The organism is Klebsiella sp. ZJOU C1, assembly GCF_035620215.1.
GTDB classification, from domain to species: Bacteria; Pseudomonadota; Gammaproteobacteria; order Enterobacterales; family Enterobacteriaceae; genus Klebsiella; species Klebsiella variicola.
This window is the reverse complement of the sequence record NZ_CP141644.1, coordinates 2,647,894-2,668,835: the sequence shown is the minus strand read 5'-3', so window position 1 is coordinate 2,668,835 and position 20,942 is coordinate 2,647,894. Positions and strand designations below refer to the sequence as shown.

Annotated in this window: 24 protein-coding genes; 12 read left to right on the top strand and 12 right to left on the bottom strand. The window is 59.8% G+C overall.

Annotation, left to right across the window (positions count from 1 at the left end; translation table 11 throughout):
* Positions 1-5: 5 nt before the first annotated feature.
* Genes SPE70_RS12725 through SPE70_RS12715 form a run of 3 tightly spaced genes read left to right on the top strand, consistent with a single transcriptional unit; the run spans position 6 to position 2,256 of the window.
* Positions 6-812 (top strand): MetQ/NlpA family ABC transporter substrate-binding protein, encoded by an 807-nt coding sequence (locus SPE70_RS12725; RefSeq protein WP_002904638.1) that lies wholly within the window; start codon positions 6-8, stop codon positions 810-812.
* Positions 809-1,600, top strand: a complete 792-nt coding sequence (locus tag SPE70_RS12720; RefSeq protein WP_008804932.1) for a methionine ABC transporter ATP-binding protein — start codon at positions 809-811, stop codon at positions 1,598-1,600. The genes SPE70_RS12725 and SPE70_RS12720 overlap by 4 nt, the downstream gene beginning before the upstream one ends.
* A complete protein-coding gene (locus SPE70_RS12715; protein WP_168443350.1) occupies positions 1,597-2,256 on the top strand; it encodes a methionine ABC transporter permease in 660 nt (219 codons plus the stop codon). The genes SPE70_RS12720 and SPE70_RS12715 overlap by 4 nt, the downstream gene beginning before the upstream one ends.
* Before the next feature lie 10 nt (positions 2,257-2,266).
* Here SPE70_RS12715 and SPE70_RS12710 read toward each other — a convergent pair whose 3' ends face one another.
* Positions 2,267-3,325, bottom strand: a complete 1,059-nt coding sequence (locus tag SPE70_RS12710; RefSeq protein ID WP_012968253.1) for an NAD(P)H-dependent flavin oxidoreductase — start codon at positions 3,323-3,325, stop codon at positions 2,267-2,269.
* Between the two features lie 89 nt (positions 3,326-3,414).
* Between SPE70_RS12710 and SPE70_RS12705 the strand changes: the two genes are divergently transcribed.
* Entirely contained in the window at positions 3,415-4,260 is an 846-nt protein-coding gene (locus tag SPE70_RS12705; RefSeq protein ID WP_136047355.1) for a LysR substrate-binding domain-containing protein, read from the top strand.
* On the opposite strand, the gene SPE70_RS12700 is transcribed toward SPE70_RS12705, so the two are convergent.
* Positions 4,257-5,414 carry a YbfB/YjiJ family MFS transporter gene (locus tag SPE70_RS12700; RefSeq protein WP_008804936.1) on the bottom strand — a complete coding sequence of 386 codons (1,158 nt, stop codon included), beginning with the start codon at positions 5,412-5,414 and terminating at the stop codon, positions 4,257-4,259. The two genes, SPE70_RS12705 and SPE70_RS12700, sit on opposite strands and share 4 nt — an antisense overlap.
* Positions 5,415-5,622: 208 nt before the next feature.
* Between SPE70_RS12700 and SPE70_RS12695 the strand changes: the two genes are divergently transcribed.
* Positions 5,623-6,048, top strand: a complete 426-nt coding sequence (locus tag SPE70_RS12695) for a VOC family protein (protein WP_044613000.1) — start codon at positions 5,623-5,625, stop codon at positions 6,046-6,048.
* 38 nt (positions 6,049-6,086) lie between these two features.
* Here the strand turns inward: SPE70_RS12695 and SPE70_RS12690 are convergent, their stop codons facing one another.
* On the bottom strand, positions 6,087-6,533 hold the full coding sequence (locus SPE70_RS12690; protein WP_064170218.1) for a VOC family protein: 447 nt from the start codon (positions 6,531-6,533) through the stop codon (positions 6,087-6,089).
* Positions 6,534-6,762: 229 nt separating this feature from the next.
* On the opposite strand from SPE70_RS12690, the gene SPE70_RS12685 reads away from it, so the two are divergent.
* The 5 genes from SPE70_RS12685 (at position 6,763) to SPE70_RS12665 (ending at position 10,269) form a co-directional block, all read left to right on the top strand.
* Complete coding sequence (locus SPE70_RS12685) at positions 6,763-7,950, top strand: MFS transporter (protein ID WP_064170217.1); 1,188 nt, start codon at positions 6,763-6,765, stop codon at positions 7,948-7,950.
* Between the two features lie 216 nt (positions 7,951-8,166).
* Complete coding sequence (locus SPE70_RS12680; protein WP_008804940.1) at positions 8,167-8,457, top strand: hypothetical protein; 291 nt, start codon at positions 8,167-8,169, stop codon at positions 8,455-8,457.
* Between the two features lie 202 nt (positions 8,458-8,659).
* On the top strand, positions 8,660-9,421 hold the full coding sequence (tam, locus tag SPE70_RS12675; RefSeq protein WP_063105602.1) for a trans-aconitate 2-methyltransferase: 762 nt from the start codon (positions 8,660-8,662) through the stop codon (positions 9,419-9,421).
* 156 nt (positions 9,422-9,577) lie between these two features.
* Positions 9,578-9,898, top strand: a complete 321-nt coding sequence (locus tag SPE70_RS12670) for a carboxymuconolactone decarboxylase family protein (protein ID WP_008804942.1) — start codon at positions 9,578-9,580, stop codon at positions 9,896-9,898.
* Entirely contained in the window at positions 9,889-10,269 is a 381-nt protein-coding gene (locus SPE70_RS12665; protein WP_016160999.1) for a tautomerase family protein, read from the top strand. Before SPE70_RS12670 ends, SPE70_RS12665 begins: the two co-directional genes overlap by 10 nt.
* Positions 10,270-10,480: 211 nt before the next feature.
* On the opposite strand, the gene SPE70_RS12660 is transcribed toward SPE70_RS12665, so the two are convergent.
* The 7 genes from SPE70_RS12660 to sad form a co-directional block, all read right to left on the bottom strand.
* Positions 10,481-10,927, bottom strand: coding sequence for a GNAT family N-acetyltransferase (locus SPE70_RS12660; RefSeq protein ID WP_063105603.1), 447 nt, complete (start codon positions 10,925-10,927; stop codon positions 10,481-10,483).
* A 254-nt stretch (positions 10,928-11,181) separates the two neighbouring features.
* Positions 11,182-12,633 carry a tagaturonate reductase gene (locus SPE70_RS12655; protein ID WP_008804945.1) on the bottom strand — a complete coding sequence of 484 codons (1,452 nt, stop codon included), beginning with the start codon at positions 12,631-12,633 and terminating at the stop codon, positions 11,182-11,184.
* 113 nt (positions 12,634-12,746) lie between these two features.
* Positions 12,747-13,277 (bottom strand): GNAT family N-acetyltransferase, encoded by a 531-nt coding sequence (locus SPE70_RS12650; RefSeq protein ID WP_063105604.1) that lies wholly within the window; start codon positions 13,275-13,277, stop codon positions 12,747-12,749.
* A 77-nt stretch (positions 13,278-13,354) separates the two neighbouring features.
* Positions 13,355-14,779, bottom strand: coding sequence for a GGDEF domain-containing protein (locus SPE70_RS12645; RefSeq protein WP_008804947.1), 1,425 nt, complete (start codon positions 14,777-14,779; stop codon positions 13,355-13,357).
* A gap of 114 nt (positions 14,780-14,893) precedes the next feature.
* Positions 14,894-15,262, bottom strand: a complete 369-nt coding sequence (locus SPE70_RS12640; RefSeq protein WP_008804948.1) for a DUF4186 domain-containing protein — start codon at positions 15,260-15,262, stop codon at positions 14,894-14,896.
* On the bottom strand, positions 15,262-16,209 hold the full coding sequence (gene glsB / locus SPE70_RS12635; RefSeq protein ID WP_022065782.1) for a glutaminase B: 948 nt from the start codon (positions 16,207-16,209) through the stop codon (positions 15,262-15,264). Before glsB ends, SPE70_RS12640 begins: the two co-directional genes overlap by 1 nt.
* Before the next feature lie 60 nt (positions 16,210-16,269).
* A complete protein-coding gene (gene sad, locus SPE70_RS12630; RefSeq protein ID WP_022065781.1) occupies positions 16,270-17,655 on the bottom strand; it encodes a succinate-semialdehyde dehydrogenase in 1,386 nt (461 codons plus the stop codon).
* A gap of 106 nt (positions 17,656-17,761) precedes the next feature.
* Between sad and ptrR the strand changes: the two genes are divergently transcribed.
* Positions 17,762-18,640 carry a putrescine utilization regulator PtrR gene (ptrR, locus tag SPE70_RS12625; RefSeq protein ID WP_008804951.1) on the top strand — a complete coding sequence of 293 codons (879 nt, stop codon included), beginning with the start codon at positions 17,762-17,764 and terminating at the stop codon, positions 18,638-18,640.
* On the opposite strand, the gene SPE70_RS12620 is transcribed toward ptrR, so the two are convergent.
* The gene (locus tag SPE70_RS12620; RefSeq protein WP_064170216.1) at positions 18,594-19,076 is read right to left on the bottom strand and encodes a GNAT family N-acetyltransferase; all 483 of its coding nucleotides are present in this window, start codon (positions 19,074-19,076) and stop codon (positions 18,594-18,596) included. The genes ptrR and SPE70_RS12620 overlap by 47 nt on opposite strands.
* A 145-nt stretch (positions 19,077-19,221) precedes the next feature.
* On the opposite strand from SPE70_RS12620, the gene SPE70_RS12615 reads away from it, so the two are divergent.
* Entirely contained in the window at positions 19,222-20,166 is a 945-nt protein-coding gene (locus tag SPE70_RS12615) for an L-lactate dehydrogenase (RefSeq protein ID WP_040968498.1), read from the top strand.
* 14 nt (positions 20,167-20,180) lie between these two features.
* Here the strand turns inward: SPE70_RS12615 and SPE70_RS12610 are convergent, their stop codons facing one another.
* Positions 20,181-20,942 carry a DeoR/GlpR family DNA-binding transcription regulator gene (locus SPE70_RS12610; protein ID WP_012968265.1) on the bottom strand — a complete coding sequence of 254 codons (762 nt, stop codon included), beginning with the start codon at positions 20,940-20,942 and terminating at the stop codon, positions 20,181-20,183.

Genomic DNA, 20,942 nt, shown 5'->3' with positions numbered 1-20,942 from the left:
ACACCATGAAATATGCCGCTTTTAAACTGGCAGGGGTCGCACTGTCTCTTTCTCTGGCATGGACGTCTGCCCAGGCTGCCGCGCTGCGCGTCGCCGCGGACCCGGTTCCCCACGCGGAGATCCTCAACTACATCAAAAAAATCGATCCCAGCCTCGATCTGAAGGTGGTGGAGCTTACCAGCGGGGTCAACGCCAATGAACTGCTGGCCAGTGGCGATGTGGATGCCAACTACTTCCAGCATGTTCCCTATCTGAAGGATCAGGAAAAAGCGCTGGGTAAAACCTTTGCCGTCGCGGCCACCGTGCATATTGAGCCGCTGGGAATTTACTCGCATAAGCATAAAGATTTCTCATCACTGCCGGAAAACGCCACCGTGGCGGTGCCGAATAACACCACTAACCTGAGCCGGGCGCTGTTCCTGCTGCAGGCGCAGAAGCTTATTAAGCTGGATCCCAAATTTACCGACCCGGCCACCACCCTGGCGACGCCGAAGGATATTGTCGAGAACCCGAAACACCTGAAGATTCTGGAGATTGAATCACCGCAGATCCCGCGTTCCCTCGACGATGTCGACCTGGCGGTGATTAACGGTAACTACGCGCTGGAAGCCGGCCTGGTGCCAGCGAAAGATGCCCTGGGGCTGGAAAGCGCCGAGCATAATCCGTACGCCAATATTCTGGTGACCACCCCAGCCCTGGCGAATGACCCGCGCATTAAGGCGCTGGCGAAAGATCTGACGTCACCGCAGGTGGCGGAGTTTATCCGTAAAACCTACAACGGCTCGGTGATCCCGGTGGCCCCTCAGTCATGATAACCATCGAAGGGCTGAGCAAAACCTACGCCGGAACCGGCCGACCGGCGCTGAACGATATCGCGTTGCAGATACCGAAAGGGGCAATATACGGCATTCTCGGGCGCAGTGGCGCCGGCAAAAGTACGCTCATCCGCTGTCTCAATTTACTGGAGCGGCCCACCTCGGGCCGCATTCTGGTGAACGGACAGGATATTACCCAGTTGAACAAGGCGGCGCTGCGGGATTATCGCCTGCGCACCGGGATGATTTTCCAGCACTTCAATCTGCTGCATGCCCGCACCGTCGCTGACAACATCGCGGTGCCGCTGGAGATTGCCGGAGTGCCGAGGGCCGCTCGCGAGGCCAGGGTGCGCGAACTGCTGGAGCTGGTGGATCTCAGCGAAAAGGCCGCCGCCTTCCCGTCGCAGCTTTCCGGTGGGCAAAAACAGCGCGTCGGCATCGCCCGGGCGCTGGCCGCCCGGCCGGAAGTGTTGCTGTGCGATGAGGCGACCAGTGCGCTGGATCCCGAGACCACCGCCTCGGTGCTGGCCCTGCTGGCGGATATTAACCAGCGCCTCAATCTGACCATCGTGTTGATTACGCACCAGCTGGAGGTGGTGAAAACCATTTGTGACCACGCGGCGCTGCTGGAACAGGGCGAGATTGTCGAGAGCGGTAAACTCGCCGACCTGCTGGTGACCCCATGGTCGCGGCTGCGCCAGTCGTTGCTGCACGACCCGCAGGCTGAACAAGATTTTCTTACCCGTCACGGCGTTCAGGGGAGGCCATTATGCGGAGTAGCATGAGCTGGGAAGATTTGTGGCCGTTATTACTCGACGGCACGCTGGATACGCTTTATATGGTGGGCCTGGCGGCCCTGTTTACCGTGCTGATCGGGCTGCCCACCGGCGTGCTGTTATTTATTTCCCGCGCCAACGGGCTGGCGCCGATGCCGAAACTGAACGCGCTGTTAGGCGCGGTGATCAACATCGGCAGGTCGCTGCCGTTTATCGTGCTGCTGATCGCCCTGATCCCCTTTACCCGCCTGATCGTCGGCACCACGCTGGGCAGCACCGCCGCCATCGTGCCGGTGACCATCGGCGCCTTTCCGTTCTTTGCCCGTCTGACGGAAAACGCGCTCGACGAGGTGGACTACGGGAGAATCGAAGCCATTCTGTCGATGGGCGGTAACGTCTGGCACGTGATTTTTAAATCCCTGCTGCCGGAAGCCCTGCCAACGCTGCTGGCCGGGATCACGCTGACCATCGTGATGCTGATTGGTTTCTCCTCCATGGCCGGTGTGATCGGCGGCGGTGGACTCGGCGACCTCGCCATCCGCTACGGCTATCAGCGGTTTAATAATCAAGTCATGTTTGGCACGGTGCTGATCCTGGTGGCGATGGTCCAGGGCGTGCAAATGGCCGGCGATCGGCTGGTGCGCAGCCTGGCCCACCGTCGCTAACCGTCAGACACTAGTTCCAGCCGCACTCTGCCGCCAGCTGACGAACCAGACTGGCGGCGTCACACTCGCGGATCAACCCCACACCCTGCCCGGCCCAGTGGGCGCCATACTCATGAACGCCCTGGGCTTTCGCGGCGGCGGCCAGCGCTTTGCCGATATCATACGCCAGCGGATAATCCGGCACGGCGCTCGCCGGACAGGCTTCCCCCAGCGCACAGAAGGCATTCGCCAGACAGCGTGCCGGACGCCCGGATATCGCGGAGGTCAGCACCGTACGTCCGTCAATGCTGTTGTTGATCGCCGCGCGATAACCGGCGTCGGCGGCCGATTCCGGACACAGTAAAAACGCCGTACCGAGCTGAACGCCCTGCGCCCCCAACTGCATTACGCTGGTGATCCCCGCCCCGTCCATGATGCCCCCGGCGGCTACCACCGGGATGGTTAGCCGACGCCGCAGAAGTTGCACCAGGGTGAAGGTGCTCAGTTGGGCATCAGGCTCCTGCGGAGCAAAGATCCCCCGGTGCCCGCCCGCCTCATAGCCCTGAGCGACCACTACGTCGATCCCCTGCTGTTCAATCAGCAGCGCCTCCTGGAGCGAGGTTGCCGTCGCCAGGGTGACAATCCGCTGCTGTCGCAGACGCTGGATCGTCTCACGTTCAGGAAGACCAAAATGAAAACTCACCACCGCCGGCGACAGGTCGAGAAGCAGCTCCAGCATCGGCGCATGACCGATAAATGTCTGGTAGATCTCGCTTAACGAATCCGGTGGCGTACTGCCATAGCGGGCAAAATGGGGTCGTAAAGTTGTTGCCCAGTCGGCTTCCCGCCGGGCGTCGCGCCGGGGCGGCGCATGGCAGAACAGATTGACATTGAACGGACGGTCCGTCAGCTGGCGGGTGGCGACTATCATCGCTTCCGCCTGGGCAACGGTTGAAGCACCCAGCCCCAGCGAGCCCAGCGCGCCGGCATGACTTACCGCGGCAGCCAGCGCGGGGGTGGAGACGCCCGCCATCGGGGCCTGAATCAGGGGATAATCAATATCAATAAGCGAAAGCAGCGGGTTGCTCATGGTTTCCTCATGCATTAGCGGTGCCGGAGGCTTACCATCTCCTTTAAAGATGGTAAGATCAACATCATTATCGTATTGAGAAGAAAAATATGAACCACAGCACACTAGAGATCTTCATTCAGGTGGCAGAAACGCAGAGCGTCACCCAGGCAGCAAAACGGCTGGGCCGCGCACAGTCCAATATCACGACCCGCATTCAGCAGCTGGAAGAGGAGCTTGCCGTTGAGCTCTTCGTTCGCGGCAACAAAAAAATGGTGTTGTCCCCGGCAGGCGTACAGTTTCTCAGCTATGCCCGGCGGATCCTGAGCCTGGCGGAAGAGGCAAAGCAGGCTCTGCATCCGACAACCCCAGGCGGCAGTCTGCGTCTGGGCGCGATGGAGGCGACCGCCGCCAGCCGGCTGCCGCCGCTGCTAACCCGCTTTCAACAACGGTGCCCGCAGGTGGATATCACCCTCATCACCCAACCGACCCGCCAGTTAACCGAGGGAGTGTTAACCGCCGCCCTCGATGCCGCGCTGGTCTGCCTGCCGCCTGGGGCCGATGGTCAACCGGCCTGTCCCGCCGAGCTGGCATGCACCCCGGTGTTTTATGAAACGCTGATGCTGGTCCGTCCGCAGACCCCGGGCGCGCTGCGGTTCGCGGCATTCGCCAGCGGCTGCAGCTACCGCGCGCTGGGCGAACGCTGGCTGGCGGAGCAGCAGGCGGCCGTCGAGGTGCATGAGGTCAACTCCTATCACAGCATGCTCGCCTGCGTGGCTTCCGGACGCTACGCCTGCCTGCTGCCGCAGAGCGTGCTGTCGCAGATGACGCTTCCCGAAAACTGCCTTAGCGAACCGCTGTGCGAGGCGACCACCCAGCTTATCTGGCGCAGCGGCTTGAACGCCCCCGCTCTGAGCGAGTGGCGCAAGCTGCTGCAAAGCGTGGCGATTGGCTAAGCCCGGCGTTCGGTAAAGACCAGCCCTGCGGCAATCAGCAGCGCCAGCGCCGCAGCATAGAGCGCCGGGTTAAATGAAGCCGCGATCTGATACAGCGCGCCGGCGATAAGCGGCCCGGCAATCTGTCCCACGCCGTACAGTGCAGTCATCGCGGCAATCATATTGAAGCTCACCTGATGGCTGAGACTTTTCGCCTTCGGTAGCGCAATGGTGACGGTGCCCATAAAGGTAAAGCCCACCAATAGCGCGCTTAGCACGCAAAACAGCAGTGAAGCGCTGCAGGCTGGAAGGATCACGCCAAGCGCCTGGACGATCAGGTTGCGGGTCAGCGCCTGCCGGTACCCCCACTTTAGCACCAGCTTATGCCAGATAAGGCAGGACGGCGCGGCCGCCAGACCAAACAGCGCCCACAGATGGACCGGGTCAACGCTCTGCAGCGAACCAGACAGAAACAACGGCAGATAAGTGGCGGTGATGATATAGCCGAAGCCCGCCAGGCCGTAAACCATCAATAGTCGCCACGCCGCGCGACGCGTATCGCTCCCGGCCTCAGGCAAGGAGGTCTCAACATGGGAAACCCTCACCAGTGCAGCCGGCGGAGTCAGCAGCCAACGGATCGCCAGCGCCAGCAGCAGACCGGCGCATAATGCGCAGAGCAGCCAGATCTGCTGGCTGGTGAGGCTCAGGGCATGTCCAAGGGCGATCCCCTCCGCAGAGATAAATATCCCCAGCCCCACCCCGGCATACAGCAACGGCGCCCCGTGATGATGGCCCATATGTTCCAGCAGCCACAGCGAACCGGCAATCAGCGTTATCGCGCTCAGCGCGCCGGCGACGGCGCGCAGCGCAATAATGGTCCACGGCGAGCTCACCCAGGCCAGCAGCGCCAGGCTGGCGATGGTCAACCCGGCGGAGATAATGCTCAGTCGGCTGGCGGCCCCAGGCTGTACCCGCGCCAGCAGCAACGCGCCGACCAGATAACCAGCGTAATTGGCCGACGCGGCGAGATTGCCCTGGTGCAGGGTCAACAGACCTTCATTAAGCATCAGCGGCAGCACGCCGGTGAAGGCAAAGCGCCCGTAGCCCATGCCGATCATCAGTACTATCGACCCAGCCAGTGCCAGCCATATGGCCTGGCGCGATCTGTTATTCATCCACCACCTCACAATGATTCTCACATTAAGAACAATAGTATTTTATAATTCTTTTTTTATTATGATTAAGAGAGAATGTCGGCGCAAGGCGGACGTTAATCCGCTATGGTATTGACAGAGAGAAAATGGCGCCCGGGCACGTCTTAACACACGCCGGGCCGATTTACCGGTACAGTATCAACTTGAGCTTTTGCTTACGGGAGCCATTATGTTGTTCAGCCATATGCGTATTGCCAGACCGGTCAGTGAACTGGACGCCACCGCCAGCATGTATTGCGCCGGGCTGGGGCTTCAACAACTCGGCAGCTTTACCGATCATGAAGGATTCAGCGGGATTATGCTCGGCGCGCCCGACGCGGGCTGGCATCTGGAATTCACCCACTGTCGCCACCATCCCGTCACTCCCTCGCCAGGAGATGAAGATTTGCTGGTGCTGTATTACCCACAGCAGGCGGAATGGCAAGCACAGTGCGCCGCCATGGACGCCGCCGGGTTTCTGCGGGTCACGGCGTTTAACCCTTACTGGGAGGTCAATGGCGTCACTTTCGTCGACCGCGACGGCTATCGCACCGTGTTGCAAAACCGCGCCTGGGGAGAAGTACGAAGCGCTTCCCATCAAGAGGAGAATCAATAACCTCCCCTATATGCCCTGCGCCGCGTCCGGCGCGGGCGCTATGGCTCTTCCGCCCGCAGCCACGGCGTCACCGTGAGCCCGGCCAGCAGCCCTTCCGGACTGAGCAATCGGGTGACCGTCTGTCCCCACGGTTCGTCGCGCGCCGCGACGAGCAGGCGGTATCCTTGCTGCTGCAGCCGCGCCTTCGCCGCAGCCAGGTCGCGGACCTCAAACTCAATCCATGCCTGCGGCACCGGCTCCGTCTCCGGCCACTGGTCCTGACCAAAACAGGACTGCGCCGCCTGTGCCAGCGGCCACAGCGCGAAATGTTTCACCCCGCCGATGGCATCCTGCTCGCTGAGGAGATACGCCTCGTTACCCGGCATCGGCTTTAGCGGCAAACCCAACGCCTGACAATAGAAGTCACGGCTTTGCGACGTGCTGCGGGTGATGGGACCGAAGCCCGCAATGAACAAAACGTCAATATCAGCGAAATCGTGGGACATGTTCTCTCCTGAACGCGGCGGTAAGATAACGCCATCATGCCCGTACGCAGGCGCCAGCGGCAAACCCGATTAATGGCGGGCGCATTCACAACATCATCGACGGTACAGACCGTTGCGCCCCTTCGGACAGACGGCGACTTCATCGGTGACAGATAAAACGCCCTCGCGACTCGCCAGCGTCCTCGCGGCGCGCTATGCTAAACATCCCTTGTATTAATCACTTATCCCTATGAGCACTTCCGTCAGCACCACGCAACTCAATTTGCGCATCATTTCGATCGTTGTCTTCACCTGTATCTGCTATCTCTCCATCGGCCTGCCGCTGGCCGTACTGCCGGGATACATTCACTATCAGCTGGGCTACAGCACCTTTGTCGCCGGGATTGTGATCAGCCTGCAATACATCTCAACGCTGATCAGTCGACCGCACGCCGGGCGCTATACCGATATCTGGGGCCCGAAAAAAGTGGTCAGTCTCGGGATCATCTGCTGTCTGCTGAGCGGAGCATTCACCCTGCTGGCGGTGCTTTTGCAGGCGACGCCGATGCTGGCCATCGCCGCGCTGCTGGCGGGCCGGGTGTTTCTTGGTGTCGGCGAGAGCTTTACCGCGACCGGCGCCACGCTCTGGGGGATCAAAACCGTCGGCGCGATCCATACCTCGCGGGTGATCTCCTGGAATGGCGTGGCGACCTATATCGCCATGGCAATCGGGGCGCCGCTGGGGGTCACCCTTAACCACTATTTCGGCATTAGCGGATTTGCCACGGTGGTGGTGGTGGTGGCCGCCATCGGCCTGCTGTTCGCCCGCACCCGCCAGGATGTCAGCGTGACTGCCGGTGTCAGAGCGCCCTTTCACGCAGTGGTACGAAAAATTTGGCCTTATGGCCTGGGGCTGGCCTTTGGTACCGTTGGCTTCGGCGTTATCGCCACCTTCATCACCCTCTATTTTGCGGCGCACAGCTGGCAGGGCGCGGCGTTTACCCTCTCCCTGTTCAGCGTCGGCTTTATCTGCGTCCGCCTGGTGCTGGGAAATACCATTACCCGCTATGGCGGGGTCCCGGTCTCGCTGGTCTGCTTTGTGATCGAGTGTCTCGGCCTGCTGCTGATCTGGCTGGCGCCGTCAGCCTGGGTGGCTGGCGTCGGCGCCTTTCTCACCGGCTCGGGTTTTTCCCTGGTCTTCCCGGCGCTAGGGGTCGAGGCAGTCAAACAGGTGGAAGAGCAAAACCAGGGGACCGCCCTCGGCACCTACTCGGCGTTTCTTGACCTGGCGCTGGGACTCACCGGGCCGCTGGCCGGATGGGTCGCCGGCTTCTACGACCTCGCCACGCTATATCTGTTGGCGGCGATTGTCGTGGTGTTCGCTTTCCTGCTCATTTTACGCGTCCAGCGACAACAGCGAGCCGTCTCAGGAACGTAGTCAGCCCTGGCCCGCGGATCGCCGCGGACAAAAAACGAATCGGCAATTGACGACGATTCGGCTTCCATGCCAACATCCTCCTCAGCGTCTGACAACAGATGCAAGGACGGTAGCGGAGAACAACAGAGATCGCACAACGATCCAGCCCGGCGCCGTAGTCCAATCCGAATCACTGACCCACACGGTGAATTCCTGATTCTGGCGGGAAACACAGACATGCACCAAAGTTTTAATCAGCGCGTTCATTTCTATTACTGCGTCCTGGTCGCGCTGAAGATGCACGGAAAGTCGAAAAAATCGGGCGGTATCAGAGGAAAGAATAACTTTCTGCTGAAATGGCTGCGCCGGGCGCAGGATAACAACATCTTCCCGCCCGATATCACCAGCGAAATTGAATGGCTGCGAGGTAAAATCATTCAGGCCGGTTACGACACCGATCTCGAACCGATGCTGGATTTTGTTTACGCCACCGCCAGCCGCGCTGAAGCGCTCAAGAACGCCGAATAAGTCACTGCGCCCGCAACGGGCGCAGTGACTGTCCATCCCACCGCCTCCCTGAGCGTACCGACCAGACGCGAAAACCCCACTGATGTTTATTCTTTTTGTGACACTGTCACGAAGTGGATTACCGCTGGTAACATTCGGCGGCTGACAGTCGGCCTGTGGCGTTCTATGCTTTGCCCAGTCTTCCCTCACACAGGACCGCGCTATGGCTGACTGGAACCCTTCTTTGTATTTGCAATTTGACGCTGAACGTACCCGCCCCGCGGCCGACCTGCTCTCGCGTATTGCCCATCTGCAGGTTGAGAATGTCGTCGACCTTGGCTGCGGGCCGGGAAACAGCACCCGCCTGCTGCGCGCCGCCTGGCCGCTGGCGGCAATCACCGGTATCGATAACTCCCCGGCCATGCTGGCTCAGGCGGCACAGGCCTTACCAGACTGTGAGTTCATCGACGCCGATATTGCCCGCTGGCGGCCTGCGCAACCGGTAGACGTGATCTATGCGAACGCCTCTCTGCAGTGGCTGGCGGATCATGAGACGCTGTTTCCGCATCTGGTGGCGCAGCTGGCAAACAACGGGACGCTGGCCGTGCAAATGCCGGATAACTGGCAGGAACCCTCGCATACCCTGATGCGCCAGGTCGCCAACGAACAAGGATTACCGGACCGCGGACGCCAGCCCTTACTCCCGCCGGACGCCTGGTACGATATGCTGACCCGCCAGGGTTGCGAAGTTGATATCTGGCGCACCACCTATTTTCATCCCCTCTCTTCCCATCAGGCAATAAGCGACTGGCTGCAGGGGACCGGATTGCGTCCCTATCTGGCCGGCCTGGACGAGCAGTCCAGAAACGCGTTTCTGACACGCTATGTCGAATTGCTGACCGCCCACTATCCGTTACAGTGTAACGGAAAGGTGCTCCTGCGATTCCCCAGGTTGTTTATCGTGGCGCGAAAAATCGACGTCTAACCGGAATGAGCTCGTAAGCGTGGTAATGGGTATGGAAAACAGGGCGAAAAATCGTCCTGCTTATCAGGATGAAACATCCTGAACATTGCGATATTCAACCTCTTTCCCGGCATGCGACAGTGATTGCCATCTCAACACCCAATAACGGGAGTCACTGTGGAAAATAGCGCTGTTAATCGCAACACCCTGGCCGCCATTGCGCCAAAACTGGCCGAACTGACCGAAACGGTACTGTTTGGTGATATCTGGGCACGCCGCGATCTGTCGCCCCGCGAACGGAGCCTGATCACCCTTTCAGCCCTGACGGCGCTGGGTAAAACCCAGCAGCTGCCGTGGCATATCGCTCTCGGCTATCAAAATGGCCTGAGCCAGGCCGAAATCGTCGAGCTGTTCACCCATCTGGCGTTCTATGCCGGCTGGCCGGCGGCGGCCAGCGCCCTGACCTGTCTGAATGAGCAGGAGACACCATGCCCCTGACCCGCATATCGCTTGGCACGGCCTGGCGTCCCACGGAGTTTGCTCAATTGTCGGCGCTCTTTCATGAGTGTCTGGTGGCAGAGTTCGACGTGCCGTCAGCAGATAAATTTCAGTTTATCGAGCAGGCCGCCGACGAGCAGCGCATTTACGACCCGAACTACCTCAGCGACGGACGCAGCGCCCGCTTCGTGCTGTTTCATATTTTCGCCGGTAAACCGCGCAGCCGGGCGCAGAAACAGGGGCTTTATCGTCGGCTCTGTGCGCGGTTAGCCGATGAGATGGCGGTCAGCCCGCAGGACGTGATGGTGGTTATCCAGTTTAATCAGCAGGAGGACTGGAGTTTTAGCGCAGGGAGGATGGCTATTGAATAACGCCGGCGGCGCCGCATGAGGCGCCGCGTTTCAGCACTATATTATTTGCTACCAGGCGAGATGATGCACCAGTGAGAGATCCCAGGCCGTAGCCAATAGTGAAAGAAACATAATCAGATTGACCACTGTGTCGAGACGTTTTTCCATCGTTGCTTCTCCTGAGCCGGTTTCCCCTGTTATAGCGGGAAAAGCTTAACAACCTCTTACCGCTTCAGGACCCAAGCGTGATCCTGTAGCGCACATAATCGTCAGCCGGGGTAAACTCATCATACAGATGACGGGCGGGATTATCACGGCGCGTATGCCAGTACAACCGTGACCAGCCTTTGTCTGCCCCTTCGGTTTGCAGCGACTTAATGATTGTTCTGGCAATGCCTTGTCCACGGAAGGCAGGATCGACAAACAGATCCTCCAGATAGCAGATTGGCGTGGTGACCCAGGTTCCCTCGTGAAGAATGCAGATGGCGAACCCCACCACCGTATCATCGACCACAGCCACCCTGCCCAGCACCGGGGAGTTCATGTCCAGCATTCGCTGCCAGGTGCATTCGGTCACCTCTTCCGGCTGCGGGCTGCCATAGAAGCGGGTATAGCCTTCCCAGAGATTAAGCCATTCGGCTTTGTCGTGCGGCCGTATTGCCCGGATATCGATGACCATGCGAGTTTCCTTACAGATGAATGAATTAGCCTGCGAACATTGGCAGGGAAAATGGGTTCAAACCATTATTTTCCTGCACAGGCATATGTTCAAGCGGCTTAGCGGCAATTCTCTCCCTGAAGGGGCGATTTGGCACTAAAAGGCTTTTTTCGCAGCGGAGTAACAGACCGGCTTGTTAACTATGATAAAAAGTATGTTGTAACTAATGAGGTAGCTTTAAAACCCGGCCGCAGCCGGGTGAATGACGTCCGCTATCAGCACAAAGGCTGTACAGCATCGCGCATACCGCGGGACAGGATAGCATCGAGGTCGGCAGTCACCTGCTCCACCAGACCCGGGATCTGGCTCAAGTCCTGTTCCCAATGAGCCTCTACGCTGAGTACCGCAGTCACCAGCTCGCGGGTGCTCATCTGGCGATCCCGATGCCGGGCCCACAGCGTCTGATATCGCGTCAACCATTCGGCGTCATCCTGTACCGGATAGCGTTCACCCTCCCGCTCTCCCCGGTAAAAGGCGATCAGTGCTGCCAGGGCAAAAGTCAGCCGCGGCGGCAGTTGCCCACTCTTTTGCTGCCCTGCCAGCAGTTGCGGCAGAATGCGAGTGCGGTATTTGGTCATGCCGTTGAGCGCAATCGAGAGCAGCTGATGTTTAATATACGGGTTACGGAAGCGCCCGGTCACGGCGCTGGCAAATGACTCAAGCTCATCGCGCGGCAGATCCAGCACCGGAATAATCTCGTCATAAATCGCTTTTTCGACAAACGCGCAAATCTCCGCATCGTTCATCGCCTCACCCACGGTGTCGATCCCGGCCAGGAAGGCCACCGGCACCAGCGCGGTATGCGCCCCGTTGAGGATCGCCACTTTGCGCTCTTTATACGGCTTGATATCGTCCACAATGCGCACATTCAGCGGCAGTTTATCGAGACGCAGCTCGGCCGCCAGCGAGGCAGGCCCCTGGATCACAAACAGGTAGAAATGCTCGGCGGTATCAAGGAAGGCATCTTTATAGCCAGTCTGTGCCTCAAGGGCCGCCACTTCATCACGCGGATAGCCGGTTACGATGCGATCCACCAGCGTTGAACAGAAGGTGTTCGCTGAGGTCAGCCAGCGGATAAAGGCCTGCGGCAGCTGCCACTCAGCAGCATAGCGCAGCACCAGCGCCTGCAGCGCCTCGCCGTTATAATCGATCAGTTCGCAGGGAATAATCACCCATCCCTTGTCGGCCGCACCGGCGAAATGCTGGTAGCGTTCAAACAGCAGACGCGTCAGTTTCGCCGGATAGCTGACCGGCGGCGCGTCGTCAAAACGATCCCCGGCATGGTAGCTGATGCCCGCCTCAGTGGTATTGGAGAAGACAAACCGCATCTCCGGGTTATGCGCCAGACGTAAAAAAGCGTCGAAGTCAGCGTAAGCGCTGATCTCCCGGTTGACCGAGCGGATCAGGCGCGCGTCGCTCACCGCCTCACCCTGCTCGTTCAGACCGCGAATAATGGTGGTGTAAAGGCCGTCCTGGGTGCTCAGTGAAGGCGGGAAATCCGTCGCAATAGGACGGACGACCACGATGCCCGCATTCAGGTCGGTATGCTCGTTGAGGAGATCTATCTGCCAGTCAACGAATGCGCGCAGGAAATTGCCTTCACCAAACTGGATGATACGGTCAGGGTACTGCGCGCCGGGGAAATCACGACGGTTTAATGTTTTCACAATGGGTTCCCTCTAATAGTAGTCATACAACCTGAGTAATTGGTCCAATAAGTTATCAGGTTTTTCTACCAGTGAAACCCCGTTTTGATCAAAGCATTCTGCAATAGCGACCGTCAGGGCAAAAACTTATAGAACAGTGAGGTGGCGGTCATCTCTCCGTCAGGCATCAGCGCATAGCGCGGGATTTCCCCCACTTTTTCCCAGCCACAGCGGACATAGAACTGCTCCGCCCCGCTACCGGCTGCCGTGTCCAGCACCAACACCGTCTTCCCTTCCTGTCGGGCAACATGCTCTAGCTCGCTCATCAGCGCGTTGGCAATCCCCTGGCGACGGGCATTTTGGTGAACCAAAAGTTTGGCGACATCCGCACGATGGGGCTGGTTTTCCGGTTGGCGGGTAATAAGTTGCACGGTACCGATGGGTTGCTCGCTGGCGTCGAGGGCCGCCAGTACGATGCGCTCGCCGGCCGCCACGCTGTCGGCGGTCTGTTGCCAGAAAGTGGTGGCCGTCTGCGCGCTAAAGGGCAGCATAAAACTTACCGAGGCGCCGCCGTTGACGCAGCTTGCCAGGATATCGCTTAATGCCGGGAGGTGGTGCAGAATATCGTCACGCGACAGCGTGCGCAGTGAAAAGGATGTGGTCATGGAAGCTCCCTGTAATTGACCACATCACTATGTTTTTAACCAAAAATTAACACAAGCGGATTCCGTATAGGATTTTCTTATGGTGCACTTTCGGTTAGCGCTGGCATACAGATGCGATTGCGACCGGTCTGTTTGGCTTTGACCATCTCCTCGTCTGCCGCCATCAGCAATTGGTTAAACAGCTCCGTGATGCGAGCGTGCCCCACCTCGCGCGTCTCCAGCCCCATGCTGATGGTCAGGTGGATTGGATTCTGCCCCAGGCCGAAGGGTTGCGACTCCACCCCGTGGCGGATTTTTTCCGCCAGTAAATAGCCCTGCTGGGTACTGTCGACGACCGCCGCCACCGCAAACTCTTCACCGCCAATGCGGGCAACCATCCCCTGCTCGTCCACCAGCTGCCGAACCTGCTGGGCAAACTGGGTCAATACGCAATCGCCGCCTTCATGGCCCAGAGCATCATTCACCCGTTTGAAGCCATCGATATCCAGCACCATCACCGTCAGCAGCTTATCGGCGGGCAACGCCTGACGCTTCAGCGCCTCGCTCAGTCCGGAACGGGAATACACCCGGGTCTGAAAATCAAAATCGGCGCGCAGGGCCAGCTGTTTCACCAGCGTGTTAATCGCTTCGACACTGGAAGCGACAATCACCGGGCTAATCAGCATAGCGGCAATGCCGAGGCGGGTGGAGAACAGCTGCCACGGCTGCATTCGCGCATCCGGCGAAAAGTGAATTAACGAGTTGGCGACCAGCAATATCTCGCTGATGCCGGTGAGAAAGGTTAACAGGCAGGTCAGCGGCAGCGGATAACGAACGGCGCACCAGATCAGGGCCGGCAACGGGAAGGTAATGCTGCCGGCGCCGCCCACCGCCACGCCGAGGGCTATCGACAGCACCAGCGCCAGCGCGGGCAGCAGTTGGCGAAAACGAAAACCGCTTAATGCCGAAGGCAACGTCAGGGTCAGAATAAACGGCAGGATCAGCACCGCTGTCGAGAACTGTTCGCTAAACCAGTCTGCCAGTTGGGGAATAAAGGTGGCGCGTTCAACATCCACCGACCCCAGGGCGCCGACGGCGGCGCACAATAAGGCGGCAAACAGGCAAAAACAGAATAAATTAAGCGCATTAATCGGGCCGGGCATGGAGTCGGCGCGTCGCTTATCCCACAGCACCAGCTGCGCCAGCACCACAATAAAGACAATATTGGAGAAATTAATCAGCAATGAGGCAAAGCCCATCCCCCAGCGCGAAGTGAGTCCGTCATAAACCAGCATTGCCGCAAAACAGACGGCATAAAAATAGCTGCGATTAAGCCAGACATAGCGCGCAAAGATCCCGGCCATCACGGCATTGAGCGGCCAGAAGAATGAGAGCTCCTGCACCAGGCGCAGCATAGCCCCCAGAAAATGCAGTAGTAGCGTTAACGTGAATAATACCAGTGCGTCGCGCACGGGCTGCTCTTCACGAAACAGCGTAAATGACCGAATCGACAGTGAAGACATTCAGTAATTATCCGTCTAATTGTTTCAGGCAATTATTATGTTAATAATTAGTTAGCGGATTATCATAACATGAGAATATTTATCAGGCATACTCCGGCGCCGATCAAATGCAGATTACCGCACAGACGGGCCGTTCATCTGCAGCACCAGCCAGTGATGGATCACCTGCACCACATAGCGCTGCTCCTGCTCGCTCAGCGCGCGGCCGTGGGGAATGGCGTGCCATTTTTCCAGACAGCCGCGGCAGCAGGTGGCGGTCGCATGCTGGGCGATAAATACCGGATGGCCGCGCATCGGCGTCTGCTTACCGTCGTTCATCGGTTCGGCGGGCGCCAGCCGCTGGCGGATAAAATCCGCAGCGTGCTGGTCGATGATCTCCGGCCCCTTATCTAGACAGTATTGCCGCTCTTTGACCCCGAGTCGAAAGCGTGAACGAAACGTCGAGCGCGCCAGACGGGCAAACAACCGATCCTGCTCAACCATCAGAACACCGACCTCCCCATCCGCTGAGTCAGTTTTTCCAGCAGCGCCACGCCGGCCAGCGAGTTCCCGGCGTCATCAAGCTCCGGGCTCCACACAGCGATCGCCATCTCCTGCGGCACTATCGCCACAATTCCGCCGCCGACGCCCGATTTCGCCGGCAGGCCAACGCGCCAGGCGAATTCGCCGGCGTTCTGGTACATGCCGCTGGTCATCATCAGGGCATTCACCTGACGGGACTGAATGGGCGCGATAACCGGTGCCTCCAGGTGCGGGGCGATACCGCGATCGGCGAGGAACAGGAAGGTTCGCGCCAGCTCAACGCAGCTCATCTCCAGCGAACAGTAGTGGAAATAGTTCTGCAACACGGTGGCGACGTCGTTATGGAAGTTACCGAAGGATTTCATCAGCCAGGCGATGGCGGCGTTGCGCGCCGAATGCTCGAACTCAGAACGGGCCACCACCGGATCGTAGGCGATATCGGCCACGCCGCTCAGGCGGCGGACAATCTCCAGCATCCGCTGACGCGGGGCGCTGAGACGGCTCTGCAGCATGTCGCAGACCACCAGCGCCCCGGCGTTGATAAACGGGTTTCGCGGTTTGCCCTGCTCGATCTCCAGCTGCAAAAGGGAGTTAAAGGGTTGGCCGGAGGGATCTTTGCCCACCCGCTGCCAGATCTCCTCTTCCTGATAGTGGTTCATGGCCACCACCAGGCTCAATACCTTGGAGATAGACTGGATGGAAAAACGTTCATGCGCATCGCCGGCGGCGAAGTGCTGCCCGTCTACCGTACTGATCGCAATGCCAAGCTTATCGCCGCTGACGCTGGCCAGCGCCGGAATGTAATCCGCCACTTTACCGCGGCCAATCAGCGGCCTGATTTCTGCCAGAATGGCTTCCAGCATTGCGTTATTGATCACCGCCGCCACATGCAGCTCCTTGCCCACCATCGAAATTTGGTGGGCGAGTATAGCAGACGTGGACGACGGTCGTCAGGGGGCTAACGTTGATTAGCGACGGTCTTTCCAGACGGTCTGCGCATTACAGAACTCGTGCAGACCAAAATGTGACAGCTCGCGACCAAAACCACTCTTCTTCACGCCGCCGAAGGCCACGCGGGCGTCGCTGGCGCAGTAGCCGTTGAGGAAGACGCCGCCGCACTCCAGCTCGCGGGCGAAGCGCTGGGCCTGCGCCTCGTCGGTGGTATATACCGTTGCCGACAAACCAAACTCGCTGTCGTTGGCGAGGGCCAGCGCATGGTCAGCGTCGCGAGCGGTGGTCAGGGTTGCTACCGGACCAAACAGCTCCTGACGAAAACCGGTCATCCCGGCGGTGACATTGCCCAGCACCGTTGGCGCATAGTAGTTGCCCGCTCCTTCGATTTTTTCTGCGCCCAGCAGCAGAGTTGCCCCTTCATCAAGGGTCGCCGTTACCTGCTGGTGCAGTTCATCGAGCAGGTCGAAACGCGCCATCGGCCCGACGTAGTTTTGCTCATCGCGCGGGTCGCCCATCTTCAGCGCCGCCACGGCGTCGACGAATTTGCGGGTGAAGGCCTCGGCAATACCGGCTTCGAGGATGAAGCGTTTCGACGCGGCGCACACCTGGCCGCTGTTCTGATAGCGACCGGTGACGGCGGCCTTCACCGCCTCATCCAGGTCGGCATCGTTGAGCACGATAAAGGGATCGGAGCCACCCAGCTCAAGCACGCATTTCTTCAGCGCCGCCCCCGCCTGGGCGCCAATCGCCTTGCCGGCGCGGACGCTGCCGGTGACGGTCACCGCCGCGATGCGGTCATCATTGATGATCTGCGAAACGCCGTCATTGGTGGCGTTCACCCAACCGAACACGCCATCCGGCAGGCCGGCGGCGGCAAAAATCTCGCCCAGCAGGCGGGCGCTGCCCATCACGTTCGGGGCATGCTTCAGCAGGTAGCTGTTGCCGGCCAGCAGGATCGGCACCGCGCCGCGCAGCACCTGCCAGACCGGGAAGTTCCACGGCATGACCGCCAGAATGGCGCCCAGCGGACGATATTCAATCACCGCCTGATTATTTTCCACCTGCGTGGCTTCCGTCGCCAGCATCGCCGGGCCGTGCTCGGCGTACCAGTCGCAGAGGTTGGCCGATTTCGCCACCTCGCCGCGCGCCTGAGCGATCGGCTTGCCCATCTCGAGGGTAATCATCTGGGCCACCTCTTCCCCGCGGGCGCGCAGCGCAGCCCCGATGCGACGCAGGGCGTCGGCGCGGTCGGCGAGCGGCGTCTGACGCCACTGGCGATAGCCTGCCGCGGCGAGAGCGATAGCCGCATCGACCTCGCGTTCGCTGGCCCAGGGCAGCGAGGAGACCACCTCACCGGTAGTCGGGTTGACGGAAACCGCGTGCGTTGCAGATAAATTCATCGTTATTCTCTCTCTCGTTGCTTGCGAAGTAACCGTATTCTGGCTTACCTTTCCATTCATTGAAAATGAATAATATTAAGCAACGCATTCACAAAAGAAGAATAGTATGGACCTGACTCAGCTAGAGATGTTTAACGCTGTCGCCACCACCGGCAGCATTACCCAGGCGGCGCAGAAAGTGCATCGAGTGCCGTCCAACCTCACCACCCGCATCCGCCAGCTGGAAGCAGACCTCGGCGTAGAGCTGTTTATCCGCGAGAACCAGCGCCTGCGCCTCTCGCCTGCGGGACACAGCTTTTTGCGCTACAGCCAGCAGATCCTCGCCCTGGTGGACGAGGCGCGGATGGTGGTGGCAGGCGATGAACCCCAGGGACTGTTTTCTCTTGGTTCGCTGGAGAGCACCGCGGCGGTACGGATCCCCACCACCCTGGCCCACTTTAATCAGCGCTACCCGAAAATTCACCTGGCGCTCTCCACCGGCCCTTCCGGGACGATGATCGACGGCGTGCTGGAGGGCGCCCTGAGCGCCGCGTTCGTTGACGGCCCGCTGGTGCATCCGGGTCTGGAGGGGCTGCCGGTGTTCCCGGAAGAGATGATGATCGTCGCCCCGTACGGCCACGCGCCCATCGACCGCGCCAGCGAAGTGAACGGGGCCAACGTTTACGCCTTTCGCGCCAACTGCTCCTACCGCCGGCATTTTGAGAGCTGGTTCCATGCCGACAGAGCAACCCCGGGCAGGATCCACGAGATGGAGTCTTACCATGGGATGCTGGCCTGCGTGATCGCCGGCGCGGGCCTGGCGTTGATCCCGCGCAGTATGCTGGAGAGTATGCCCGGTCATCAGCAGGTTTCCGCCTGGCCGCTGGCCGAAGAGTGGCGCTGGTTAACCACCTGGCTGGTGTGGCGCCGGGGCGCCAAAACCCGCCAGCTGGAGGCGTTTATAGCGCTGCTGAACGAAGATCGGCAAACAGCGGTTTCTCCATAAACACGCTGAGCGGATCGGGCTGATACGGCGCAAACGCGCAGCGGGTCTGGTAGCCGTTGCGCGTGTAGAGGGTGATGGCCGCATGCTGATGGATACCGGTTTCAAGCCGCAGCGTATGACAGTCGCGCTGGCGCGCTTTCGCTTCCAGCGCCGCCAGCAGCTTTTCTCCCAGCTGCTGTCCGCGGTGCTGCGGATCGATATAGACCCGCTTCATCTCGCCGAAACCTTCCTCACTGAGGACGATAGCCCCGCAGCCAACGGCCTCGCCCTGCGCGCTGCGGATGACCAGGGCGATCACCGTCTGCGGCGGCAGCTGGCTGAGGTGCAGCAAATGGTTGCTCTCTGCCGGATAGAGTGTCTCCTGCCAGGCGTCGAGAGCGGCAATCAGGGCGGTAAATTCTGCGTCGGTGGGGGCGATGTCGGTAACGGTATACATAGGTGAACTCCTTTTTTTACGCCACTGTAGCGCGCCCTCGGCCCGTTTCCGCCATAGCATTAACTTATATTGCTGCCCACCTCTTGCGCTAACTCGCTGAAACACAGTAATTTTATCCCCTGCCGTTCGTACTTGAGATCTGAATATGCACACCAAAGCCCGTAAAGTGATGATTATTGGCGCCGGCAATGTCGGCGCGTCGGCGGCCTACGCCCTCCTCAACCAGAGCATTTGCGAGGAGCTGATCCTCGTCGACCTTAACCAACAGCGTGCCGAGGCCCATGCCCAGGATCTCAGCGATGCCGCGGCCTATCTGCCGGGGATGATGACCATCTCCACCCGGGAAGCCAGCGACTGCGCTGATGTCGATATCGCGGTGATCACCGTTTCCGGCGGCGCGCTGCGCCCCGGTCAGAGTCGGCTGGATGAACTGACCACGACGGCGAAGATTGTGAAGAGCATTGTGCCGGCGATGATGGCCAACGGGTTTAACGGCATCTTTCTGGTAGCCACCAACCCCTGCGACATCATCACCTGGCAGGTATGGCAGCTCTCTGGCCTGCCGCGCAGTCAGGTGCTGGGCACCGGGGTCTGGCTGGATACCACCCGCCTGCGTCGCCTGCTGGCGCAGGAGCTGGATATTGGCGCCCAGAGCATCGACGCCTTTATCCTCGGCGAGCATGGCGATACCCAGTTTCCGGTATGGTCACACTCTTCGGTGTATGGCTCGCCGATCGCCGACCTCTATCAGCAACGTACCGGCCGGCCGCTCGACCGCGAGGCAATGGCCGAAAAAGTACGAAAACTGGGGTTTGAGATCTACGCGGGCAAAGGCTGCACCGAATATGGCGTGGCAGGCACCATCGCCGAGATCTGCCGCAATATCTTCACCGGCAGCCACCGCGCGCTGGCGGTCTCCTGCATTCTTGACGGTGAATACGGGGTCAGCGGCGCGGCGGCTGGGGTGCCGGCGGTGCTGGCCCAGGGTGGCGTGGAGCAGATTATTGAACTGCAGCTGGCCGCCGAGGAGCAGGCGAAGTTCAGTCAGTCGATAGCGGTGATCAAGGCCAATATCGCCCGTCTGCCCTGACGGCAGCCTGCAAGTCAGTCAGCAATGATCAGCTGTGGGGAAAGGGTCACCAGCGCCTCGCGGGTCGCCTCCGGCAGATGGGCGTCGGTGACGATATCGGTCAACGACTCCAGCGGGGCAATATTGAACAGTGACCAGGCGCCGTATTTGGAGCTGTCCGCCAGCAGGATGCGCCGCCGGGCATTAGCCATCAGATCACGTTTCAGGGCAGCCTTCTCCTCCGTCGGGGCGGTGATCCCCTTCTCGAGGTCCCAGCCGTTGCAACTGACGAAGGCAAGGTCCGGCCAGATGGTCTGCAGCAGGCGGCGGCCGTGATCGCCGATGCACGACTGGCTGCTGTCATCGATGCGCCCACCGATAATCGTCACTTCTATCTGCTTAAATTCCGACAAAAACAGCGCGATATGTAAATCGCTGGTGATCACCCGCAGCGGCAGATGGGTGATCTGCCGCGCCAGCTCAATCATGGTGGTGCCGGCGTCAAGCACAATCGCGTCGCCGGCCTTCACCAGCGCGGCCGCCGCGCTGGCGATAGCCTGCTTTTCCAGCGGACTGCGCTGGGCTTTCTCCAGCGTCGTCGGCTGGGAAGGAATAAACCGGTTCAGCGTCACCCCGCCATGTGTACGGCTGATCACCCCTTCCTGATCGAGTTTGATCAGGTCGCGACGAATGGTGGCCGGCGAGGCGTTGGTCGCCGCCACCAGCTGGTCGACTGTCACCAGATTATGGCTTTTCAGGAAGTCCATAATCTGCTCTAACCGGTTATATCCCTTCAT